Source organism: Stenotrophomonas sp. YJH_SMC_8, assembly GCF_059371315.1.
Genome location: NZ_JCAFUL010000005.1, coordinates 190847 through 207017 on the forward strand (window position 1 = coordinate 190847; position 16171 = coordinate 207017).

Annotated in this window: 18 protein-coding genes and 1 tRNA gene; 9 read left to right on the forward strand and 10 right to left on the reverse strand. The window is 67.3% G+C overall.

The window, feature by feature from the left end:
- Positions 1-10: 10 nt before the first annotated feature.
- Both AC5P88_RS08285 and AC5P88_RS08290 read left to right on the forward strand, forming a co-directional pair.
- Positions 11-1237, forward strand: a complete 1227-nt coding sequence (locus AC5P88_RS08285) for an ATP-binding protein (RefSeq protein ID WP_111113864.1) — start codon at positions 11-13, stop codon at positions 1235-1237.
- Positions 1234-1797: a response regulator transcription factor gene (locus AC5P88_RS08290; RefSeq protein ID WP_005409063.1), complete on the forward strand. Its 564-nt coding sequence runs from the start codon at positions 1234-1236 to the stop codon at positions 1795-1797. Before AC5P88_RS08285 ends, AC5P88_RS08290 begins: the two co-directional genes overlap by 4 nt.
- Positions 1798-1899: 102 nt before the next feature.
- Here AC5P88_RS08290 and pgi read toward each other — a convergent pair whose 3' ends face one another.
- From pgi to pcnB, 7 genes are all read right to left on the reverse strand, one after another.
- On the reverse strand, positions 1900-3414 hold the full coding sequence (gene pgi / locus AC5P88_RS08295; RefSeq protein WP_106550778.1) for a glucose-6-phosphate isomerase: 1515 nt from the start codon (positions 3412-3414) through the stop codon (positions 1900-1902).
- Positions 3411-3791: an aspartate 1-decarboxylase gene (gene panD / locus AC5P88_RS08300; RefSeq protein ID WP_005409061.1), complete on the reverse strand. Its 381-nt coding sequence runs from the start codon at positions 3789-3791 to the stop codon at positions 3411-3413. Before panD ends, pgi begins: the two co-directional genes overlap by 4 nt.
- Positions 3792-3878: 87 nt before the next feature.
- Positions 3879-4376 (reverse strand): hypothetical protein, encoded by a 498-nt coding sequence (locus tag AC5P88_RS08305; RefSeq protein WP_099472945.1) that lies wholly within the window; start codon positions 4374-4376, stop codon positions 3879-3881.
- Positions 4377-4442: 66 nt separating this feature from the next.
- The gene (gene panC, locus AC5P88_RS08310) at positions 4443-5282 is read right to left on the reverse strand and encodes a pantoate--beta-alanine ligase (protein ID WP_495224787.1); all 840 of its coding nucleotides are present in this window, start codon (positions 5280-5282) and stop codon (positions 4443-4445) included.
- On the reverse strand, positions 5279-6094 hold the full coding sequence (panB, locus tag AC5P88_RS08315; protein ID WP_061480290.1) for a 3-methyl-2-oxobutanoate hydroxymethyltransferase: 816 nt from the start codon (positions 6092-6094) through the stop codon (positions 5279-5281). Before panB ends, panC begins: the two co-directional genes overlap by 4 nt.
- A gap of 34 nt (positions 6095-6128) precedes the next feature.
- Positions 6129-6614 carry a 2-amino-4-hydroxy-6-hydroxymethyldihydropteridine diphosphokinase gene (folK, locus tag AC5P88_RS08320; RefSeq protein WP_106550775.1) on the reverse strand — a complete coding sequence of 162 codons (486 nt, stop codon included), beginning with the start codon at positions 6612-6614 and terminating at the stop codon, positions 6129-6131.
- A gap of 3 nt (positions 6615-6617) precedes the next feature.
- Positions 6618-7997: a polynucleotide adenylyltransferase PcnB gene (gene pcnB / locus AC5P88_RS08325; protein WP_099472939.1), complete on the reverse strand. Its 1380-nt coding sequence runs from the start codon at positions 7995-7997 to the stop codon at positions 6618-6620.
- A gap of 52 nt (positions 7998-8049) precedes the next feature.
- On the opposite strand from pcnB, the gene AC5P88_RS08330 reads away from it, so the two are divergent.
- Positions 8050-8124: transfer RNA gene (locus AC5P88_RS08330), tRNA-Glu, on the forward strand.
- A 459-nt stretch (positions 8125-8583) separates the two neighbouring features.
- Here AC5P88_RS08330 and AC5P88_RS08335 read toward each other — a convergent pair.
- The gene (locus AC5P88_RS08335) at positions 8584-10008 is read right to left on the reverse strand and encodes a sugar porter family MFS transporter (protein WP_087803261.1); all 1425 of its coding nucleotides are present in this window, start codon (positions 10006-10008) and stop codon (positions 8584-8586) included.
- A gap of 193 nt (positions 10009-10201) precedes the next feature.
- Between AC5P88_RS08335 and fdxA the strand changes: the two genes are divergently transcribed.
- Positions 10202-10525 (forward strand): ferredoxin FdxA, encoded by a 324-nt coding sequence (fdxA, locus tag AC5P88_RS08340; protein WP_005409054.1) that lies wholly within the window; start codon positions 10202-10204, stop codon positions 10523-10525.
- Positions 10526-10700: 175 nt separating this feature from the next.
- Here fdxA and AC5P88_RS08345 read toward each other — a convergent pair whose 3' ends face one another.
- Entirely contained in the window at positions 10701-11216 is a 516-nt protein-coding gene (locus tag AC5P88_RS08345) for a hypothetical protein (protein ID WP_005409053.1), read from the reverse strand.
- 32 nt (positions 11217-11248) lie between these two features.
- Positions 11249-12142, reverse strand: coding sequence for a 4-hydroxy-tetrahydrodipicolinate synthase (gene dapA / locus AC5P88_RS08350; RefSeq protein ID WP_111113869.1), 894 nt, complete (start codon positions 12140-12142; stop codon positions 11249-11251).
- 164 nt (positions 12143-12306) lie between these two features.
- Between dapA and AC5P88_RS08355 the strand changes: the two genes are divergently transcribed.
- From AC5P88_RS08355 to AC5P88_RS08375, 5 genes are all read left to right on the forward strand, one after another.
- The gene (locus AC5P88_RS08355; RefSeq protein WP_005409051.1) at positions 12307-12867 is read left to right on the forward strand and encodes a glycine cleavage system transcriptional repressor; all 561 of its coding nucleotides are present in this window, start codon (positions 12307-12309) and stop codon (positions 12865-12867) included.
- Positions 12868-12959: 92 nt separating this feature from the next.
- Positions 12960-13439: a peroxiredoxin gene (locus AC5P88_RS08360; protein ID WP_087803263.1), complete on the forward strand. Its 480-nt coding sequence runs from the start codon at positions 12960-12962 to the stop codon at positions 13437-13439.
- 84 nt (positions 13440-13523) lie between these two features.
- Positions 13524-14924, forward strand: a complete 1401-nt coding sequence (locus AC5P88_RS08365) for a PhoH family protein (protein ID WP_014036782.1) — start codon at positions 13524-13526, stop codon at positions 14922-14924.
- Positions 14921-15424 (forward strand): hypothetical protein, encoded by a 504-nt coding sequence (locus AC5P88_RS08370; protein ID WP_087803265.1) that lies wholly within the window; start codon positions 14921-14923, stop codon positions 15422-15424. Before AC5P88_RS08365 ends, AC5P88_RS08370 begins: the two co-directional genes overlap by 4 nt.
- 12 nt (positions 15425-15436) lie before the next feature.
- Positions 15437-16105, forward strand: a complete 669-nt coding sequence (locus AC5P88_RS08375) for a YoaK family protein (RefSeq protein ID WP_049430678.1) — start codon at positions 15437-15439, stop codon at positions 16103-16105.
- Positions 16106-16171 lie beyond the last annotated feature (66 nt).

The following is a 16171-nucleotide window of genomic DNA, read 5'->3' on the forward strand; positions in this document are numbered from 1 at the left end:
ATGAGCGTGCATGACCGGTCCCGACGCCCCGTTTCTCCGTACCCTGTGCAGCCTGCGCTGGCTTGCCGTGGGCGGCCAGGCCGCCACCATCCTGGTCGCCACCTGGGTGCTGGGGCTGCCGTTGCCGCAGCTGCCGTTGTGGGCGGGCGTGGCGGTGCTGGCCCTGTTCAACGTCTATACCCAGCTGCGCCCGGAAGCGGCCGACACCGCGCCGCTGACCGCATTCGGCCACATCCTGGTGGACGTGATCATCCTGACCTGGATGGTCGGCTGGAGCGGCGGCATGGCCAATCCGTTCAGTTCGCTGTTCCTGATCCTGATCGCACTGGCCGCATTCGCCCTGCCCCTGCGCTGGGCGCTGGCGGTCGCGCTGGCCTGCCTGCTCGGCTATGCCAGCAGTGGCATCTTCGGCCAGTCCCTGCCGGACGGCTACTTCCGCGCGCAGGATCTCAACCGCTGGGGCGTGGTTGCCAATTTCCTGATTTCCGCTGCGGTGGTGCTGGCGTTCTCCACCCGCCTGGCACTGGCCCTGCGGGAGCGCGAACTGGAACTGTCGGCACTGCGCGAGCGCTTCGCCCGCAACGAAGGCATCGTCGCCCTGGCCACCCATGCCGCTTCAGTGGCGCATGAACTGAATACACCGCTGGCCACCATGACTCTGCTGGCCGACGATGTGGCCGAGCGCAGTGAAGAGCCGGAAGTGCGCGAGGACATGGAAACGCTGCGCGAGCTGCTGGTGCAGTGCCGCGAGCGCGTGCTGGCGCTGGCCGCACCGGCCTCGGCCGATGCGCCCGGACGCAGCCATTCCAGCGCCCAGCAGGTGCTGGAGCAATGGCGCCTTGTGCGTCCGACCATCGACCTGCACCGCAACGACGATGCGCCGCTGCGGTTGCCCCTCGACCCCGGCGTGGGCCACCTGCTGATGGTGCTGCTGAACAATGCCGCCGATGCCGGCGAACAGGCCGGCCGGCCGCGCGTGGACCTGGACCTGCGCATCGAAGGCGACGATCTGATCGGCGAAGTACGCGACTACGGCCACGGCTTCAACGCGCGCGCCGCAGTACTGCCGGGCAAGCTGTTCGGCAGCAGCAAGAGTGAAGGCATGGGGGTCGGCCTGGCCCTGTCCCATGCCACGATCGAACGCCTCGACGGCGAGATGTGGATGCGCCCGGCCCAAGGGGCCGGCAGCCGCGTCGGCTTCCGCCTGCCGCTGGCCCCACGCGAGGAAACCCCATGAGCGCCTCAACCCTCGGCCTGCTGGTCGACGACGACGAACTGTACCTGCGCACCCTGCAGCGCAGCCTGGCCCGCAAGGGGCTTGAAACCCAGACCGCGCAGGATGCCGCCAGCGCGCTGGCATTGGCCCGCCAGCATCCGCCTGCCTTCGCGTTGATCGACCTGAAGCTGGGCAGCGACTCCGGCCTGGCACTGATCCAGCCGTTGCGCGCCCTGCGCGCGGACATGCGGATCCTGCTGGTGACCGGCTACGCCAGCATCGCCACCGCGGTGGAAGCGATCAAGCTCGGGGCCGACGACTACCTGCCGAAGCCGGCCACGGTACCGATGATCCTGCGCGCCTTGGGCGAGGAGGATGACGGCCCGGCCGACGACGGCGAAATGGAAGTGCCCGATGCAATGACGCCGATCAGCCGACTGCAGTGGGAACACATCCAGCAGGCGATGCACGAGACCGGCGGCAATGTATCGGCGGCCGCACGCCTGCTCGGCATGCACCGGCGTTCGCTGCAGCGCAAGCTGGCCAAGCGGCCCAGCCCGGAACGCGACCCGAGCCGGTGAGACGCCACGCCGTCCACCGGTAGTGCCGGCCGCTGGCCGGCAACCTCATGAACGGTGGGCGCATCGCCGGAATGCCGGCCAGCGGCCGGCACTACCAGGGCGTCAGCGCTTCAGCTGCGCCAGGATCTCGCGGGTCATCGGATCGGCTACCGCCACATCCTCGCCCTGCAGCGCCGGCAGCAGGCCACTGGCCAGCTGCTTGCCAAGTTCGACACCGAACTGGTCGAAGGCGTTGATGTTCCAGATCACCGACTGCACGTACACGGCGTGTTCGTACATGGCGATCAACGCACCCAGCGCCTGTGGGGTCAGCGCGTCTAGCAGGATCAGCGTGCTCGGGCGGCCACCCGGATAATCGCGGTGCGGGTCGTCGCTGCTCTGGCCATTGGCCAGCGCTTCGGTCTGCGCCAGCAGGTTGGCCAGCAGCGCCTGGTGATTGATCGTGTACGGATCATCGTTGTGCACGCAGCCGATGAAATCCGCCGGAACGATGCTGGTGCCCTGGTGCAGCGCCTGGAAGAAGCTGTGCTGCACATCGGTGCCTGCCCCGCCCCACCACACCGGCACGGTGTCGGTGGTGACCGGCTGGCCATCGCGCTGCACGCGCTTGCCCAGGCTCTCCATCACCAACTGCTGCAGGTAGGCCGGCAGCAGCGCCAGGCGCTGGTCGTAGGTCATCACCGCATGCGTGGCATGGCCCAGCAGGTTGCGGTTCCAGATGTCGGTCAGGCCGTGCAGCACCGGCAGGTTGCGCTCCAGCGGCGCATCCAGTGCATGCGCATCCATCTGCGCGGCGCCTTCCAGCAGCTGTTCGAAACGCTCGAAACCGATGGCCAGCGCAATCGGGAAACCAACCGCCGACCACAGCGAATAACGGCCACCGACCCAATCCCACATCGGCAGCACGCGCTCGGCGGCGATGGCGAAGGCCTTGGCGGCACGCTCCGGATTGGCGCTGACCGCGTACAGGCGCTCGCTGCCACCCAGCCAGTCGTGCAGGATCTGGCCGTTGAGCAGGGTTTCCTGTGTGCCGAAGGTCTTGGAGATCAGGATGCCGGCGGTCTTCGCCGGGTCCAGCGTGGCCAGCGTGCGCTGCATGGCGGCGCCGTCCACGTTCGACACGAAATGCACGCGCAGGCGCGCACCGCTGACCGGGCGCAGCGCATCGGCGACCAGGCGCGGGCCGAGATCGGAACCACCGATGCCGACGCTGACCACATCGGTCACGCCACTGTCTTCCAGCGCGCGCACCAGCACGCCCATGCGCTGGCGGATGTCGCGCGCGGTGGCATAGGCCTCGGCCGCCACCGGCGCATCGACCACGTCGCCGCGCAGTGCGGTGTGCAGTGCGGCGCGACCTTCGGTCAGATTGACCTGCTCACCACGGAACAGGCGCGTGATGGCACCGCCGACATCACGTTCGGCGGCCAAAGCCAGCAATGCCTGCAACGCCGCGGCATCGTATTTCTGCCGGGCGAAGTTGACGTACAACGGACCGACCCGCAGCGCCAGGTCCTGCACGCGGCCGGGTTCGGCGGCGAGGAGGCTGGGGATGCTTGCGCCCTTCAGGCGCTGGGCGTGGGAATGCAGCGAGTCGAATCCGTTGTTCGTTGTCATGCGGCCTGGGTCGGGATCGTGTCGTTGGTGTGGGTGATCTGGTTCTTGCCATCAACGTACACCAGCTTCGGCTTGAAGCTGTCGGCTTCCTGCTCGGTCATGCTGGCGAACGCGGCGATGATGATGATGTCACCGACCTGCACGTGGCGCGCGGCGCCACCGTTGAGCGAGACAACGCCGCTGCCGGCTTCGGCGCGGATGGCATAGGTCGAGAAGCGCGCACCGTTGGTCACGTCCCAGATGTGCACCTGCTCGAACTCACGGATGCCGGTGGCAGCCAGCAGGTTGTCATCGATGGCGATCGAGCCTTCGTAGTTCAGTTCGGAATGGGTGACGGTGGCGCGGTGGATCTTGGTCTTGAGCAGGGACAGGTGCATGGGGGCGCTGCAACGGCAAAGGAAAGAGCGGATTCTAGCACCCGCTTGGCCATCGTCAGGGGTCCAAGGCAGGACGCTGAAGGCCGTTCAGGTGCCCTCGCCCGGCGGCATTGCCGGAGCGCGGCCGGAGGCACCCTCCAGCCAGAGGCGGAACACCGCATGGAAGGCCAGCCCGGCAACCAGGCCGAAGCCACCCGCCGCCAGCACCATCAAGGCGTAGCTGATCACATCGAAGGTATCGACATAGCGCAGGCGGTGAAGCAGCGGGCCCTGGGTTTCACCCGGCCAGCCGCAGGTGGCCATCGCCAGCGCGCCAAGGCCAAAGCCGACCAGCACGAAACCGGCCCGGCGCAGGCGTCGCTGAGACTGCTGGATCAATGCCATCGGCAGCAGCACGGCAATCGCGTTGCAGGCTGCCAGCACGAACATCAGCCCACCCCCCGTGAGCGCAGGCATCGGCGTACGCCTGAACTCAAGCGCGAACAACAGGCCGCCAAACAGCTGGGCCGGCAACATGCCTGCCGCCAGTACCGCCAGGATCGAGGCCTGGGCGAGGCGGCCCGCATCAGTGTCCGGTTCTTTCATTTCCAGTCTCCCGTCCGTGGGATGGTAAGAGGCGCCCCGTGGGGGCGCCCAGGAGCCAGGTGCGACTCAGAATTCCAGGTTGTCGATCAGGCGCGTCGTGCCCAGGCGCGCGGCGATCAGCGCCACGCGTCCACCGCCGTCGAAGGTCGGTTCGGCCAGCTCAGGGGTGCGCAGCACCGCGTAATCGACCTGGAAACCGGCCGCCTGCAGCGCAGCGGTGGCTTCGGCCTCGATCTGCGCGCGCGCCTGCCCTGCCACGTAGCCTTCACGCATGCCCAGCAGCGTGCGGTGGATGGTCGTCGCAAGCGGGCGCTGTTCAGCGCTGAGGTACTGGTTGCGGGAACTCTTGGCCAGGCCGTCCTCGTCGCGCACGATCTCGGCGCCGACGATCTGGATGGGGAACGACAGCTCAGCCACCATCTGCCTGATCACGGCCAGCTGCTGATAGTCCTTGCGGCCGAACACGGCCACATCCGGCTGCACCTGCAGGAACAGGCGCGCCACTACCGTGCAGACGCCATCGAAGTGGCCCGGGCGGCTGGCGCCTTCCAGCACCTCGCTCACGCCCGGCGTGTGCATCTGCGTGGTCTTGTCCACGCCCAGCGGGTACATGGCCTCGATGCTGGGCAACCACACCGCGTCGCAGCCGACCTGCTCCAGCCCGGCCACGTCGGCCTCGGGCGTGCGCGGGTAGCGGTTGAAGTCTTCGTTCGGCCCGAACTGGGTCGGATTGACGAAGATGCTCGCCACCACCCTGTCGGCGTACTGGCGGGCCAGGGTCACCAGCGAATGGTGGCCACCGTGCAGGTTGCCCATGGTCGGCACCAGCGCCACGCGCAGGCCCTCGCGCTTCCACTGGGCGATCTGCTCGCGCAGCGCGCCGAGCTCGTTGAAGGTCTGGATCATTGGGCGTAGGCGTGCTGTTCGTCGGGGAAGCTGCCGTCGCGAACGGCGTCGGCAAAAGCGCGGGTGGCTCCGGCCACCGAGCCGCCTTCGGCAAGGAAATCCTTGACGAACTTGGGGCGGCGATGGCCACTGTCCAGGCCGAGGAAATCGTGCAGCACCAGCACCTGGCCGTCGCACTGCGGGCCGGCACCGATGCCGATGGTCGGCACATCCACCGCCGCGGTCACTTCCGCAGCGACGGGGGTCGGCACGCATTCGAGCACCATGATGCTGGCGCCGGCGGCGGCCACCGCCCTGGCATCTTCCACCAGCTGGCGCGCGGCATCGCCACGGCCCTGGATCTTGAAGCCGCCCAGGCGCAATACCGACTGCGGGGTCAGGCCCAGATGCGCGCAGACCGGAATCTCGCGCTCGACCAGGTAGCGGATGATGTCGACCTTGAAGCCGGCACCTTCGATCTTGACCATCTCGGCACCGGCCTGCAGCAGCTGCAGCGAGGCATCCAGCGCGCGCTCCGGGGTAGCATCGGCACCGAACGGCAGGTCGGCCACCAGCAGCGCACGCTGCAGCACGCGGGCCACGGCGCGGGTGTGGTAGACCATGTCGGCCACGGTCACCGGCAGGGTCGAATCATGGCCCTGCACGACCATGCCCAGCGAATCGCCGATCAGGATCAGGTCGATACCATTGGCATCGAAGGTGCGGGCGAAGCCAGCGTCGTAGGCGGTCAACATGACCAGCTTCTGGCCGTTGCGCTTGGCCTCGGCCAGGGCGGGAACGGTCCAGGGCTTGCTGTCTGCGTGGGTGCTCATGTGCTGATAACCGGGGGAGATAACCCGGGCATTATCACCCTATCGGCGCAATCCCGCAGGCATCCACCCGCATCACTGCATCCCGCACGCGGCCATGCCCGGGAATGGCCAGATCCGGCGCGATTTCGGCCAGCGGCACCAACACGAAGGCACGCTCGTGCATGTAAGGGTGCGGTACCTGCAGGCCGGGCTGGTCGAGCACCTGCGCGCCATACAGCAGCAGGTCCAGGTCCAGCGCGCGCGGCCCCCAGTGCACCGCTGCATCACGCACGCGACCAAAGCGCTGCTCCAACGCCAGCATCGCCTGCAGCAGTTCATCGGCCGCCAGTGACGTTTCGACCGCGGCCACCGCGTTCACGAACGGTGGCTGGTCTTCATTGCCCCAGGCCGGCGTTGCGTACAGGCGCGAGGCCTGCAGCACACGTGTCCCGGGCAGGCCGTCCAGCGCGGTGATCGCCGCGCCGACAGTCGTGGCCGCATCGCCGAGGTTGGCACCGAGGCCGATCCACGCAGGCGTCATTGCTTATTCGCCAGCTGCACCGGCCGAGGCACCCGGACGGCGACGACGACGGCGCCGCTTGCGCGGTGCCCCGTTCTCGTCATCGCCCTCTTCGCTGTGCATCGCATCCAGCGACGATTCCAGCTCGCGGCCAGACTGGGCCTGTGCCTCACGCCAGAATTCAACATCGGCAGCGTGCTCGGCCGAGGCCACCTGGCGCAGGCTGAGGAAGTCGAACGCGGCGCGGAAGCGCGGGTGCGTGAGCGTACGGAATACGCGCTTGCGCTGGCGCGAGCCGAAGCGCGACTGCAGCAGCCAGATTTCCTGCATCGGCAGCGAGAAGCGGCGCGGCAATGCGATGGTGCTCAGCTGCTGCACGGTCACACGGTCGGCAGCACGACGCTGTGCCTCTTCCGGTGCCACGCCCTGCTTGAGCAGGGTCGCCTGCGCGCGGCAGAACGCCGGCCACAGCAGCAGCGCGAACAGGAACGCCGGCGAGACCGGCTCGTCGTTGGCCACGCGCGCATCGGTGTTGGCCAGGCCCTCGACCAGCATGCGGCGCAGCGCGCCGGTGCGGTTGGACTTCAGCGCCTTGGCACTTTCCGGGAACAGCACGTCGAGCAGGCCGTAACGCTCCAGGCCTTCGAAGCTGGCCACGCCGTGCCCGGACAGGAACAGCTTCAGCACTTCCTCGAACAGGCGTGCCGGCGCTGCTTCGTTGAGCAGGCCGGCGAGCTGCGGGATCGGCGCGGCGGTGCCCTCTTCGATCTGGAAGCCGAGCTTGGCCGCCAGGCGCACGGCGCGCAGCATGCGTACCGGGTCTTCCTGGTAGCGCTGCACCGGGTCGCCGATGAGTTTCATCAGGCGCGCCTGCACGTCTTCGAAGCCGCCGGTGTAGTCACGCACCGAGAAGTCCTCGATGGCGTAGTACAGGGCGTTGCAGGTGAAGTCGCGGCGGACGGCGTCGTCTTCGATGGTGCCGTACACGTTGTCGCGCACGAGCATGCCGTTTTCCATCTCGCGGTCGCCGCTGCCGTCATCGCTGTTGGCGCGGAAGGTGGCGACTTCGATGATCTCGCGGCCGAACACAACGTGGGCGAGGCGGAACCGGCGGCCGATCAGGCGGCAGTTGCGGAACAGCTGCTTGACCTGTTCGGGCGTGGCGTCGGTGGCCACGTCGAAATCCTTGGGTTGGCCATTGACCAGCAGGTCGCGCACCGCGCCGCCGACAAGGTAGGCGCCGAAGCCGGCATCGCGCAGGCGATAAAGCACGCGCAGGGCGTTCGGGCTGATGTCCTTGCGGGAGATCGTGTGCTGGTCGCGCGGGATGACGCGCAGGCTGAACGGTGATGTAGCAGAGGAAATGATGTTGGCGCTTCCGGTTGAAGTTTCGGGATTGCCCAATGGCATCGAGGTGCATATACTAGCGCTCCTGCCTCGGCAGCGACACAGTTACGCTCCCTTCGTCTAGTGGTTAGGACGTGGCCCTCTCAAGGCTAAAACAGGGGTTCGAGTCCCCTAGGGAGCGCCAGTCGCCGCAGCAGGAACCGAAAAAGCCCGCCTTGTGCGGGCTTTTCTGTTTTCCGGGGCTTGCAATGGCATCAGTCGGCTTGGCCGCAGTAGCGCCTCCCTGTCCCTGCGCGGGAGGGGGCGGGTCACCCTTGCCTGGACACGCAAAAGCCCATCCATGGTGCTCGATGGCGCCATCCATGGCGCCAACGGTCCAGTCAAGGGTGACCCGCCCCCTCCTGACAGTTTCCCGCGACGGCGGCACGAACAGCCTCGCTCCTCCGCAGTCAATTCAATCCCGACGCGCACACCTGCGTCCGCCACCCGCAATGTATCGAGAGGCGACAGGCCAGCCGATCCAGGACCGCTGGCGACATGGATGGCGCCATCGAGCCCCCATGGATGGGTTTACGGCGTGTCCTGGATCGGCTGGCCTGCCGCCTCCCCTCGTAACAGGGAGGCGCTGAAAAGGTGAGCAACGTCAGCCTTCCATCTGCTCCAGCTCCTTGCCCTTGGTCTCGCGCACGTAGCGGACCACGAAGAAGATCGAGAGGATGGCCGCCACCGTATAGATGCCATAGGCACCGGCCAGGCCGATGCCGGCCAGCAGCATCGGGAAGGTCACGGTGATCGCGAAGTTCGAGGTCCACTGCGCCGCGCCGGCCACCGCCAACGCCGGGCCGCGGATCTGGTTCGGGAACATCTCGCCCAGCATCACCCACATCACCGGGCCCCAGGACATGTTGAAGAACACCACGTAGACATTGGCCGCGACCAGCGCCAGCCGGCCCATGCCGTCGGACAGCTGCAGGCGACCGTCGGCCAGGCTGCCGCTGGCGAAGGCCACCACCATCAGCACCAGCGCCACCGACATGCCGACCGAGCCGATCCACAGCAGCGGCTTGCGCCCGATGCGGTCGATCAGCAACACCGTCAGCAGGCAGGCGCCGATGCTCAGCGCACCGGACAGCACATTGATCAGCAGTGCGTCGCTTTCCGAGAAGCCGACCGCCTGCCACAGCACCGCGCCGTAGTAGAACACCACGTTGATGCCGACCAGCTGCTGGAACATCGCCAGGCCGATGCCGACCCAGAGGATCGGGCGCAGCTTGCCGGTGACCTTGTCGCGCAGGTCGGCAAAGCGCGGCTTGTGCTGGTCCTGGGCCAGGCTGGCCTCGATCTCGGCCAGCTTGGTCGCGGCCGTGCCCTCACCATACAGGCGCGACAGCACCGCCCTCGCCTGCTCCGGGCGCCCCTTCACGACCAGGAAGCGCGGACTTTCGGGAATCACCAGCAACAGCAGCAGGAACAGCCCCGAGGGCAGCGCCTGCATCCAGAACATCCAGCGCCAGGCCTCCTGGCCCAGCCACAACGGCTCGGTCGAGGCCCCGGCGGCACGGGCCAGCAGGTAGTTGCTGAGGAACGCTGCGAACAGGCCGCAGATGATCGCCATCTGCTGCACGGTGGCCAGACGCCCGCGATAGCGCGCCGAGGCCACTTCCGCGATGTAGGCCGGCGACATCACGCTGGCCGCCCCCACCGCGAAGCCGCCCAGCACGCGTGCAGCAATGAACAGCCAGGAGGCGTGGGCAGCACCGGCGCCCAGCGCCGACACCAGGAACATCAGTGCCGACACGATCAGCACGCCACGACGGCCCAGGCGATCCCCCAGCCAGCCGGCCAGGAAGGCACCGATCGCGCACCCCAGCAGCATCGAAGCGACTTCGAAACCGAGCGCCGCCTCGCTGGAGTTGAAGGCCTGGCGAAGTCCGTCGACCGTGCCATTGATGACACCACTGTCGAAGCCGAACAGGAATCCACCGAGGGTGGCCACGCAGCTGATCAGGACGATGAATGCAGTGTTCTCACCGCCGTGGGGCGCGGTGCCGGGCTGGGCTTGGGACATGGACGATCCTGCTGGGAAGGGAATCCGGCCACGATGGGTGACCGATCGTCCCGCAGCGTCGCACAGGCCCTGCCCTGCCGCCAATGACCGCCACGGCCGCGCCTGCCAGACGCCCGATTTCCGCCCTGCGCCGACACCGAAGGCCAACCTGTTCTAGAATTGGCGGGTTCAGGAATCGATCCACCCCCAGCCCATGCCCTTTGTCGTCACCGAAAACTGCATCAAGTGCAAACACACCGATTGCGTGGAAGTGTGCCCCGTGGATTGCTTCCACGAAGGCCCGAACTTCCTGGTGATCGACCCGGATGAGTGCATCGACTGCACCCTCTGCGAGCCGGAGTGCCCGGTCAATGCGATCTTCCCGGAGGACGATGTCCCCGCCGGCCAGGAAGGCTTCGTCGCCCTCAACGCCGAACTGGCGAAAGAGTGGCCGGTGCTGACCGTGCGCAAGGACCCGCCGGCCGACGCCGGCGAATGGGATGGCAAGCCGGACAAGCTGAAGCTGCTGGAGCGCTGAGGCGCTGAGGCGCAAGCAGCAGCAACGAAAAAGGGCGCCTTGGGCGCCCTTTTCCATTTCCGGTAGCGCCGGGCCATGCCCGGCGGATCCTGGGCCGCGCTTCACGCTCGCCGGGCATGGCCCGGCGCTACCCAAGGCAGGTGCGGACCAAGGCCCACACCCAGCCGGCTGGCCCTTACTGCGCCAGCTTCGCCTTCAGCGCGGCGATCAGCTTCACCGGCGCTTCGGCGGTGGCCGGCAGGCCACGCGGGTCGACCGCGGAGATGTAGGCGCCGGCATCGACGGCGACCACGCGGACCAGGAAGTTGCTGCCTTCGTAGGCCACGTCGTACGAGCCGAGCAGCTGGGCGCGGCTGGCGATGGTCACGCCCTCCACGCCTTCCAGCGCGGTACCGACCTTGGCGAAGGCCTCATCCTTGCCACCGGCAATGGTGAAACCGGTGTTGCCAACGGCCGGAGCCGCGGCCGCCGGTGCTGCCGGCTTGGTGGCCGAAACCAGCGCCGGCACCTTGTTGTCGCCGGTCGTGGCCGGCAGGTTCAGGTCCGGCGGCACTTCCAGCGGGCGCATTTCCGGGGCCAGGGCGTAGTCGCCCTTGACGCCACGCTTGAAGCAACCGGTGGTGCCGGCCGCAACAGCTACAGCAAGCAGGGCGTAGGACAGCACGCGGACAGTGGAAACGGATTGACGCATGTGAATCTCCTGGGTCAGACCAAGACGAAAGGTCAGTGGCTGGAAAGGGCTTCGAGGGCGGCGATGTCGCCGGCAAGATGGTCGGCAGCCGCATGGTGCGGCGCTGACAGCGGCAGCAGCGGCAGGCGCAGGTCGTGGCCGATGCCGATACGGCGCAGCAGCGCCTTGACCGGAATCGGGTTCGGCTCGACACCGCAGAAGTCATGGAACGGCTGCAGGCGCGCGTCCCAGGACCCGGTGGCTTCATGGTCGTGGGCGGCGGCCAGCTCGCACATCCGGCGGTAGGCGCCCGGAAGCACATTGGAACCGACCGAGATCAAGCCATCGACGCCGGCCTGGATCGACCGGGCCGCCGTGCCGTCGTCACCGCTGAGGACGGCGAACTGCGGGCTGCGCAGGGCCAGCAGCGCCTGCACCCGGCTGGTGTCGCCCACCGCCTCCTTGATGCCGACGATGTTGGGATGGCTGGCCAGTTCGGCCACGGTCTCCGGCTGCATGTCGCAACCGGTACGGCCGGGCACGTTGTACAGCACGACCGGTAACCCACCCTGGTCGGCCACCGCGCGGTAGTGCGCGATCAGGCCGGCCTGGGTCGGGCGCACGTACGGCGGGGTCACCACCAGCGCGTGGCTGGCACCGAGTGCAGCGGCGCGGCGGGTCTGTTCGATGGTTTTGGCGGTGCCCGACAGGCCGGTACCGGCGATGACCGGAATGCGGCCGCCGATGCGCTCGACCGCGCTGGCCAGCAGCAGGTCGTACTCGGCATCGGTGAGCGTTGCCGCTTCGCCGGTCGAGCCGGCAACGACAACGCCGTGGACGCGACCTTCCAGTTGCAGGTGCAGCAGGCGCTGCCAACCGTCGGGATCGAGGGCGCCGTCGGCCCGGAACGGGGTCGCCAGCGCGGTGATGAGGCCGGAAAGGGACAAGGACGTGCTGCTCTTGGCTGGAAAGGGAAAACGCCCGCCACGAAAGGCCGGGGGCGACCTGAATGTTACTTGCGGCGCGAAAGCACGGGCAAGTATGCTGGACACCGGTGGATCCCCGCCTCTGGCGGGCATTCAGACTAACGCATGCATTACCCGGAATCGCCTTGACCGACACCACCCCGCGCCCCGCGCCGAGCGAAAACCACCTCCTGATCAACGCCTACACGACGCATCCGGAGTCCCCCCTGCTGTCCGTCACCCGCCGCATCGCCGACAGCGGCTGCAACCTGGTGGACGCACGCCTGGCCACGGTCGGTCGCGATGTCTCGGTCACCGCCCTGGCCACCGGCTCCTGGGACTCGGTGGCCAAGCTGGAAGCGATGCTGACCCGGCTCGAGCGCGAGGAAGGCCTGAAGCTGGTCTGGTACCGCACCGCCGCCAAGCAGGCGCAGTCCAACCTGCTGCCGTACATCGTCGAGGTGATCGCTGCCGACAAGCCGGGCATCCTGTTCCAGCTGGCCGATTTCTTCGACCGCCAGGGCATCACCATCGAGAACCTGCAGAGCACCCGCTACCGCGCCATGCAGACCGGTGCGGAGATGTTCAGCGCGCAGGTCACCATCGGCGTGCCGGCCAACATGCACATCGCCGCGCTGCGCGACGATTTCCTCGAGTTCTGCGACCACCTGAACCTGGACGCGATCATGGACCCGATGAAATTCTGATCGGAAGTGCGGATTTTTCGCGCGCCTCTCACGGGCGCGTGGCGTTTCATGCAATTGTCGTAGAAACAACCCAGGCTCGACAGAAGGACCTCATGAACAACGGCGATACCCTGGACAGCACTACCCTCTCCCTGCCGCTGGCACTGTCCGGTGGCAACCAGGCCACCCTCGGCGACTATGCCGGCCAGTGGCTGGTGCTGTACTTCTACCCCAAGGACAGCACGCCCGGCTGCACCACCGAAGGCATCGACTTCAACGCGCTGCTGCCGAAGTTCAAGAAGGCCGGTGCGGTCGTGCTCGGTGTCTCGCGCGACTCGGTGAAGTCGCACGACAACTTCTGTGCCAAGCAGGGCTTCAGCTTCCCGCTGGTCAGCGATGGCGACGAAGCGCTGTGCACCGCCTTCGACGTGATCAAGATGAAGAACATGTACGGCAAGCAGGTACGTGGCATCGAGCGCAGCACCTTCCTGATTTCCCCCGACAGCCGCATCGTGCAGTCCTGGCGCAAGGTCAAGGTTGCCGGCCATGCCGATGCCGTTCTCGCCGAACTGAAGGCCTCCCAGTCCAAGTGAGTCCCACTGCCTACTGTGTCTGCCATCACCCTGCCCCGCAGCAGGCCGTGGTGGTTTTTCCCTGTCCGTAACCAGGAATCGACGATGACCCGAGGCAAGCGCATCTACGTGCTGGATACCAACGTGCTGATGCACGATCCCACCGCGCTGTTCAAATTCGAGGAGCACGACGTCTACCTGCCCATGCAGGTGATCGAGGAGCTCGACAACGGCAAGAAGGGCACCTCCGAAGCGAGCCGCAACGCCCGCCAGGTGAGCCGCTTCCTCAACGAACTGGTGCAGGCATCGGGCCTGGACAACCTGGCCGACGGCATTCCGCTGCAGCGGCCCAATGGCCTGCAGCTGCGCGGCAAGCAGAGCGCGGGCAAGCTGCGCTTCCAGACCAGCCATTTCGATGCCGGCAAGAGCTTCGGCAAGGTCATTCCGGACAACGCCATCCTCGGCGCGATCCTGGCCCTGAAGGAAGAAACGCCGGACCTGCCGGTGGTGTTCGTTTCCAAGGACATCAACCTGCGGATCAAGGCCGCCATCGCCGGCATCGTGTCCGAGGACTACGAAAACGACCGCGCGCTGGACGATTTCAGCCTGCTCTACACCGGCGCCACCGAGCTGCCGGAAGACTTCTGGAAGCGCCACGGCGACGACCTGCGCAGCTGGAGCGACAAGGGCCGTACCCATTACGAAATCCTCGCGCAGGACGGCGAGGAGTGGTACCCGAACCAGTACGTCTACCTGCCCGGCGAAGACGAAGTCGAACTGCGCGTCAGCCGCGTGGTCGGCGACGGCAAGGTGGTGCTGTCGCTGGTCGATGATTTCCGCCACGGCAGCCACGCCGTGTGGGGCATCAGTGCGCGCAACCGCGAGCAGAACTTCGCGCTCAACGCACTGATGGACCCGGAGATCGACTTCGTCACCCTGCTGGGTACCGCCGGTACCGGCAAGACCCTGCTGGCACTGGCCGCCGGCCTAGCGCAGACGATGGACCAGCAGCGCTACCGCGAGATCATCATGACCCGCGCCACGGTCAGCGTCGGCGAGGACATCGGTTTCCTGCCGGGCACCGAGGAAGAGAAGATGACGCCGTGGATGGGCGCGCTGACCGACAACCTGGAAGTGCTCACGCACAACCAGGAAGGCGGCACCTGGGGCCGCCAGGCCACCAACGACCTGCTCGCCAGCCGCATCAAGATCCGCTCGATGAACTTCATGCGCGGCCGCACCTTCCTGTCGCGCTACCTGATCCTGGACGAGGCGCAGAACCTCACCCCGAAGCAGATGAAGACGCTGATCACCCGTGCCGGCCCCGGCACCAAGATCGTCTGCCTGGGCAACGTCGAGCAGATCGACACCCCGTACCTGACCGAAACCACTTCGGGCCTGACCTACGCGGTGGATCGCTTCAAGAACTGGCCGCATAGTGCGCACATCACCCTGCGCCGTGGCGAGCGTTCGCGCCTGGCCGATTACGCTTCGGAGGTGTTGTGAACCGCTGCACCCGCCTGCTGCTGCCCACGGCTGCGATCACCCTCGCAGCCGTGCTCGGCGCCTGCACCACTACGCGCGGCCCGGCCAGCGTGCCGACCGCCGAGCGCACCGGCCAGTCCTGGGTCGTCACCCGCCCGATCATCGCCGCGCAGGTGCTCGACACCTGCTCGCGGCCCAGCCCCGGCCGCGAGGCCGGGCGGGTCAGCGGCTACTGGGCACCCAGCCGGCAGCAGATCGATCAGCTGGAAGCGCGGCTGTCATCGCTTGAAGCACAGGTGCCGAAGGTGCTGGACTTCGACCGCCAGTACGTCGGCATCGAAAGTGCCGGCAAGCGGCTGATCTACATCAACGCCTTCCCGCACGACGACAGCGGCGTGAATCCCGCACGGGAAGCGATCCGCGCCTGCGATGGCGGAGCACAGTTCTGGGGCGCAGTGTTCGATCCGGCCAGCAATACCTTCAGCGAGCTGCAGTTCAACGGCGGCTTCGGCGGGCCCTGAGGGGCCTCGCCGATGGGAATACGCCTGCCCACCTGGGTCTGGATCGGTGCGGTCGCGCTCTCGTGCGTAGCCGGCATGGTCAACGTGGTCGGCTTCCTCGGTTTCGAGCACCAGGCGGTCAGCCACATGACCGGCAGTACCAGCCAGCTCGGCATGGCACTGGCCCAGGGGGACTGGCGCGCCGTCGGGCACCTGTGGGGGCTGCTGATCGCGTTCTCGCTGGGCGCGATGCTCAGCGGCCTGCTGATCCAGGACAGCGCCCTGCAACTGGGCCGGCGCTATGGCGTGGCACTGGCGCTGGAATCGGCGCTGCTGCTGATCGCCATTCCGCTCTTTGAACAACAGCAGATCTGGGGCGCGCTGGCCGCCGCCATGGCCTGCGGCCTGCAGAACGCGATGGCCACCACCTTCAGTGGCGCGGTGGTGCGCACCACCCACCTCAGCGGCATGTTCACCGACCTGGGCATCGGCCTCGGCCACCTGCTGCGCGGGCTGCCGCTGCAGGTGCGGCGCCTGACCCTCAGCGGACTGATCATCAGCGGCTTCCTCGCCGGCGGTGTCATCGGCGCCTGGCTGTTCGTACGCTGGCAATACGACGCCCTGCTCGCTCCGGCCCTGCTGACCGGCCTGACCGGGCTGGGCTATGTGCTGTACCAGCAGTGGGCACGTTGGCGGCATTGAGGGTCGCGCTGCGGGCGCCCGGGGGTCAGATCCCTTTTCCTGCGAAAAAGGGATCTGACCCCGCCT

What these genes read in the sequence shown, in the direction of transcription:
- AC5P88_RS08285 (WP_111113864.1), top strand. Translation starts at nt 11, where the DNA reads ATGACCGGTCCCGACGCCCCGTTTCTCCGTACCCTGTGCAGCCTGCGC.
- AC5P88_RS08290 (WP_005409063.1), top strand. Translation starts at nt 1,234, where the DNA reads ATGAGCGCCTCAACCCTCGGCCTGCTGGTCGACGACGACGAACTGTAC.
- pgi (WP_106550778.1), bottom strand. Translation starts at nt 3,414, where the DNA reads ATGACAACGAACAACGGATTCGACTCGCTGCATTCCCACGCCCAGCGC.
- panD (WP_005409061.1), bottom strand. Translation starts at nt 3,791, where the DNA reads ATGCACCTGTCCCTGCTCAAGACCAAGATCCACCGCGCCACCGTCACC.
- AC5P88_RS08305 (WP_099472945.1), bottom strand. Translation starts at nt 4,376, where the DNA reads ATGAAAGAACCGGACACTGATGCGGGCCGCCTCGCCCAGGCCTCGATC.
- panC (WP_495224787.1), bottom strand. Translation starts at nt 5,282, where the DNA reads ATGATCCAGACCTTCAACGAGCTCGGCGCGCTGCGCGAGCAGATCGCC.
- panB (WP_061480290.1), bottom strand. Translation starts at nt 6,094, where the DNA reads ATGAGCACCCACGCAGACAGCAAGCCCTGGACCGTTCCCGCCCTGGCC.
- folK (WP_106550775.1), bottom strand. Translation starts at nt 6,614, where the DNA reads ATGACGCCTGCGTGGATCGGCCTCGGTGCCAACCTCGGCGATGCGGCC.
- AC5P88_RS08335 (WP_087803261.1), bottom strand. Translation starts at nt 10,008, where the DNA reads ATGTCCCAAGCCCAGCCCGGCACCGCGCCCCACGGCGGTGAGAACACT.
- fdxA (WP_005409054.1), top strand. Translation starts at nt 10,202, where the DNA reads ATGCCCTTTGTCGTCACCGAAAACTGCATCAAGTGCAAACACACCGAT.
- AC5P88_RS08345 (WP_005409053.1), bottom strand. Translation starts at nt 11,216, where the DNA reads ATGCGTCAATCCGTTTCCACTGTCCGCGTGCTGTCCTACGCCCTGCTT.
- AC5P88_RS08360 (WP_087803263.1), top strand. Translation starts at nt 12,960, where the DNA reads ATGAACAACGGCGATACCCTGGACAGCACTACCCTCTCCCTGCCGCTG.
- AC5P88_RS08365 (WP_014036782.1), top strand. Translation starts at nt 13,524, where the DNA reads ATGACCCGAGGCAAGCGCATCTACGTGCTGGATACCAACGTGCTGATG.
- AC5P88_RS08375 (WP_049430678.1), top strand. Translation starts at nt 15,437, where the DNA reads ATGGGAATACGCCTGCCCACCTGGGTCTGGATCGGTGCGGTCGCGCTC.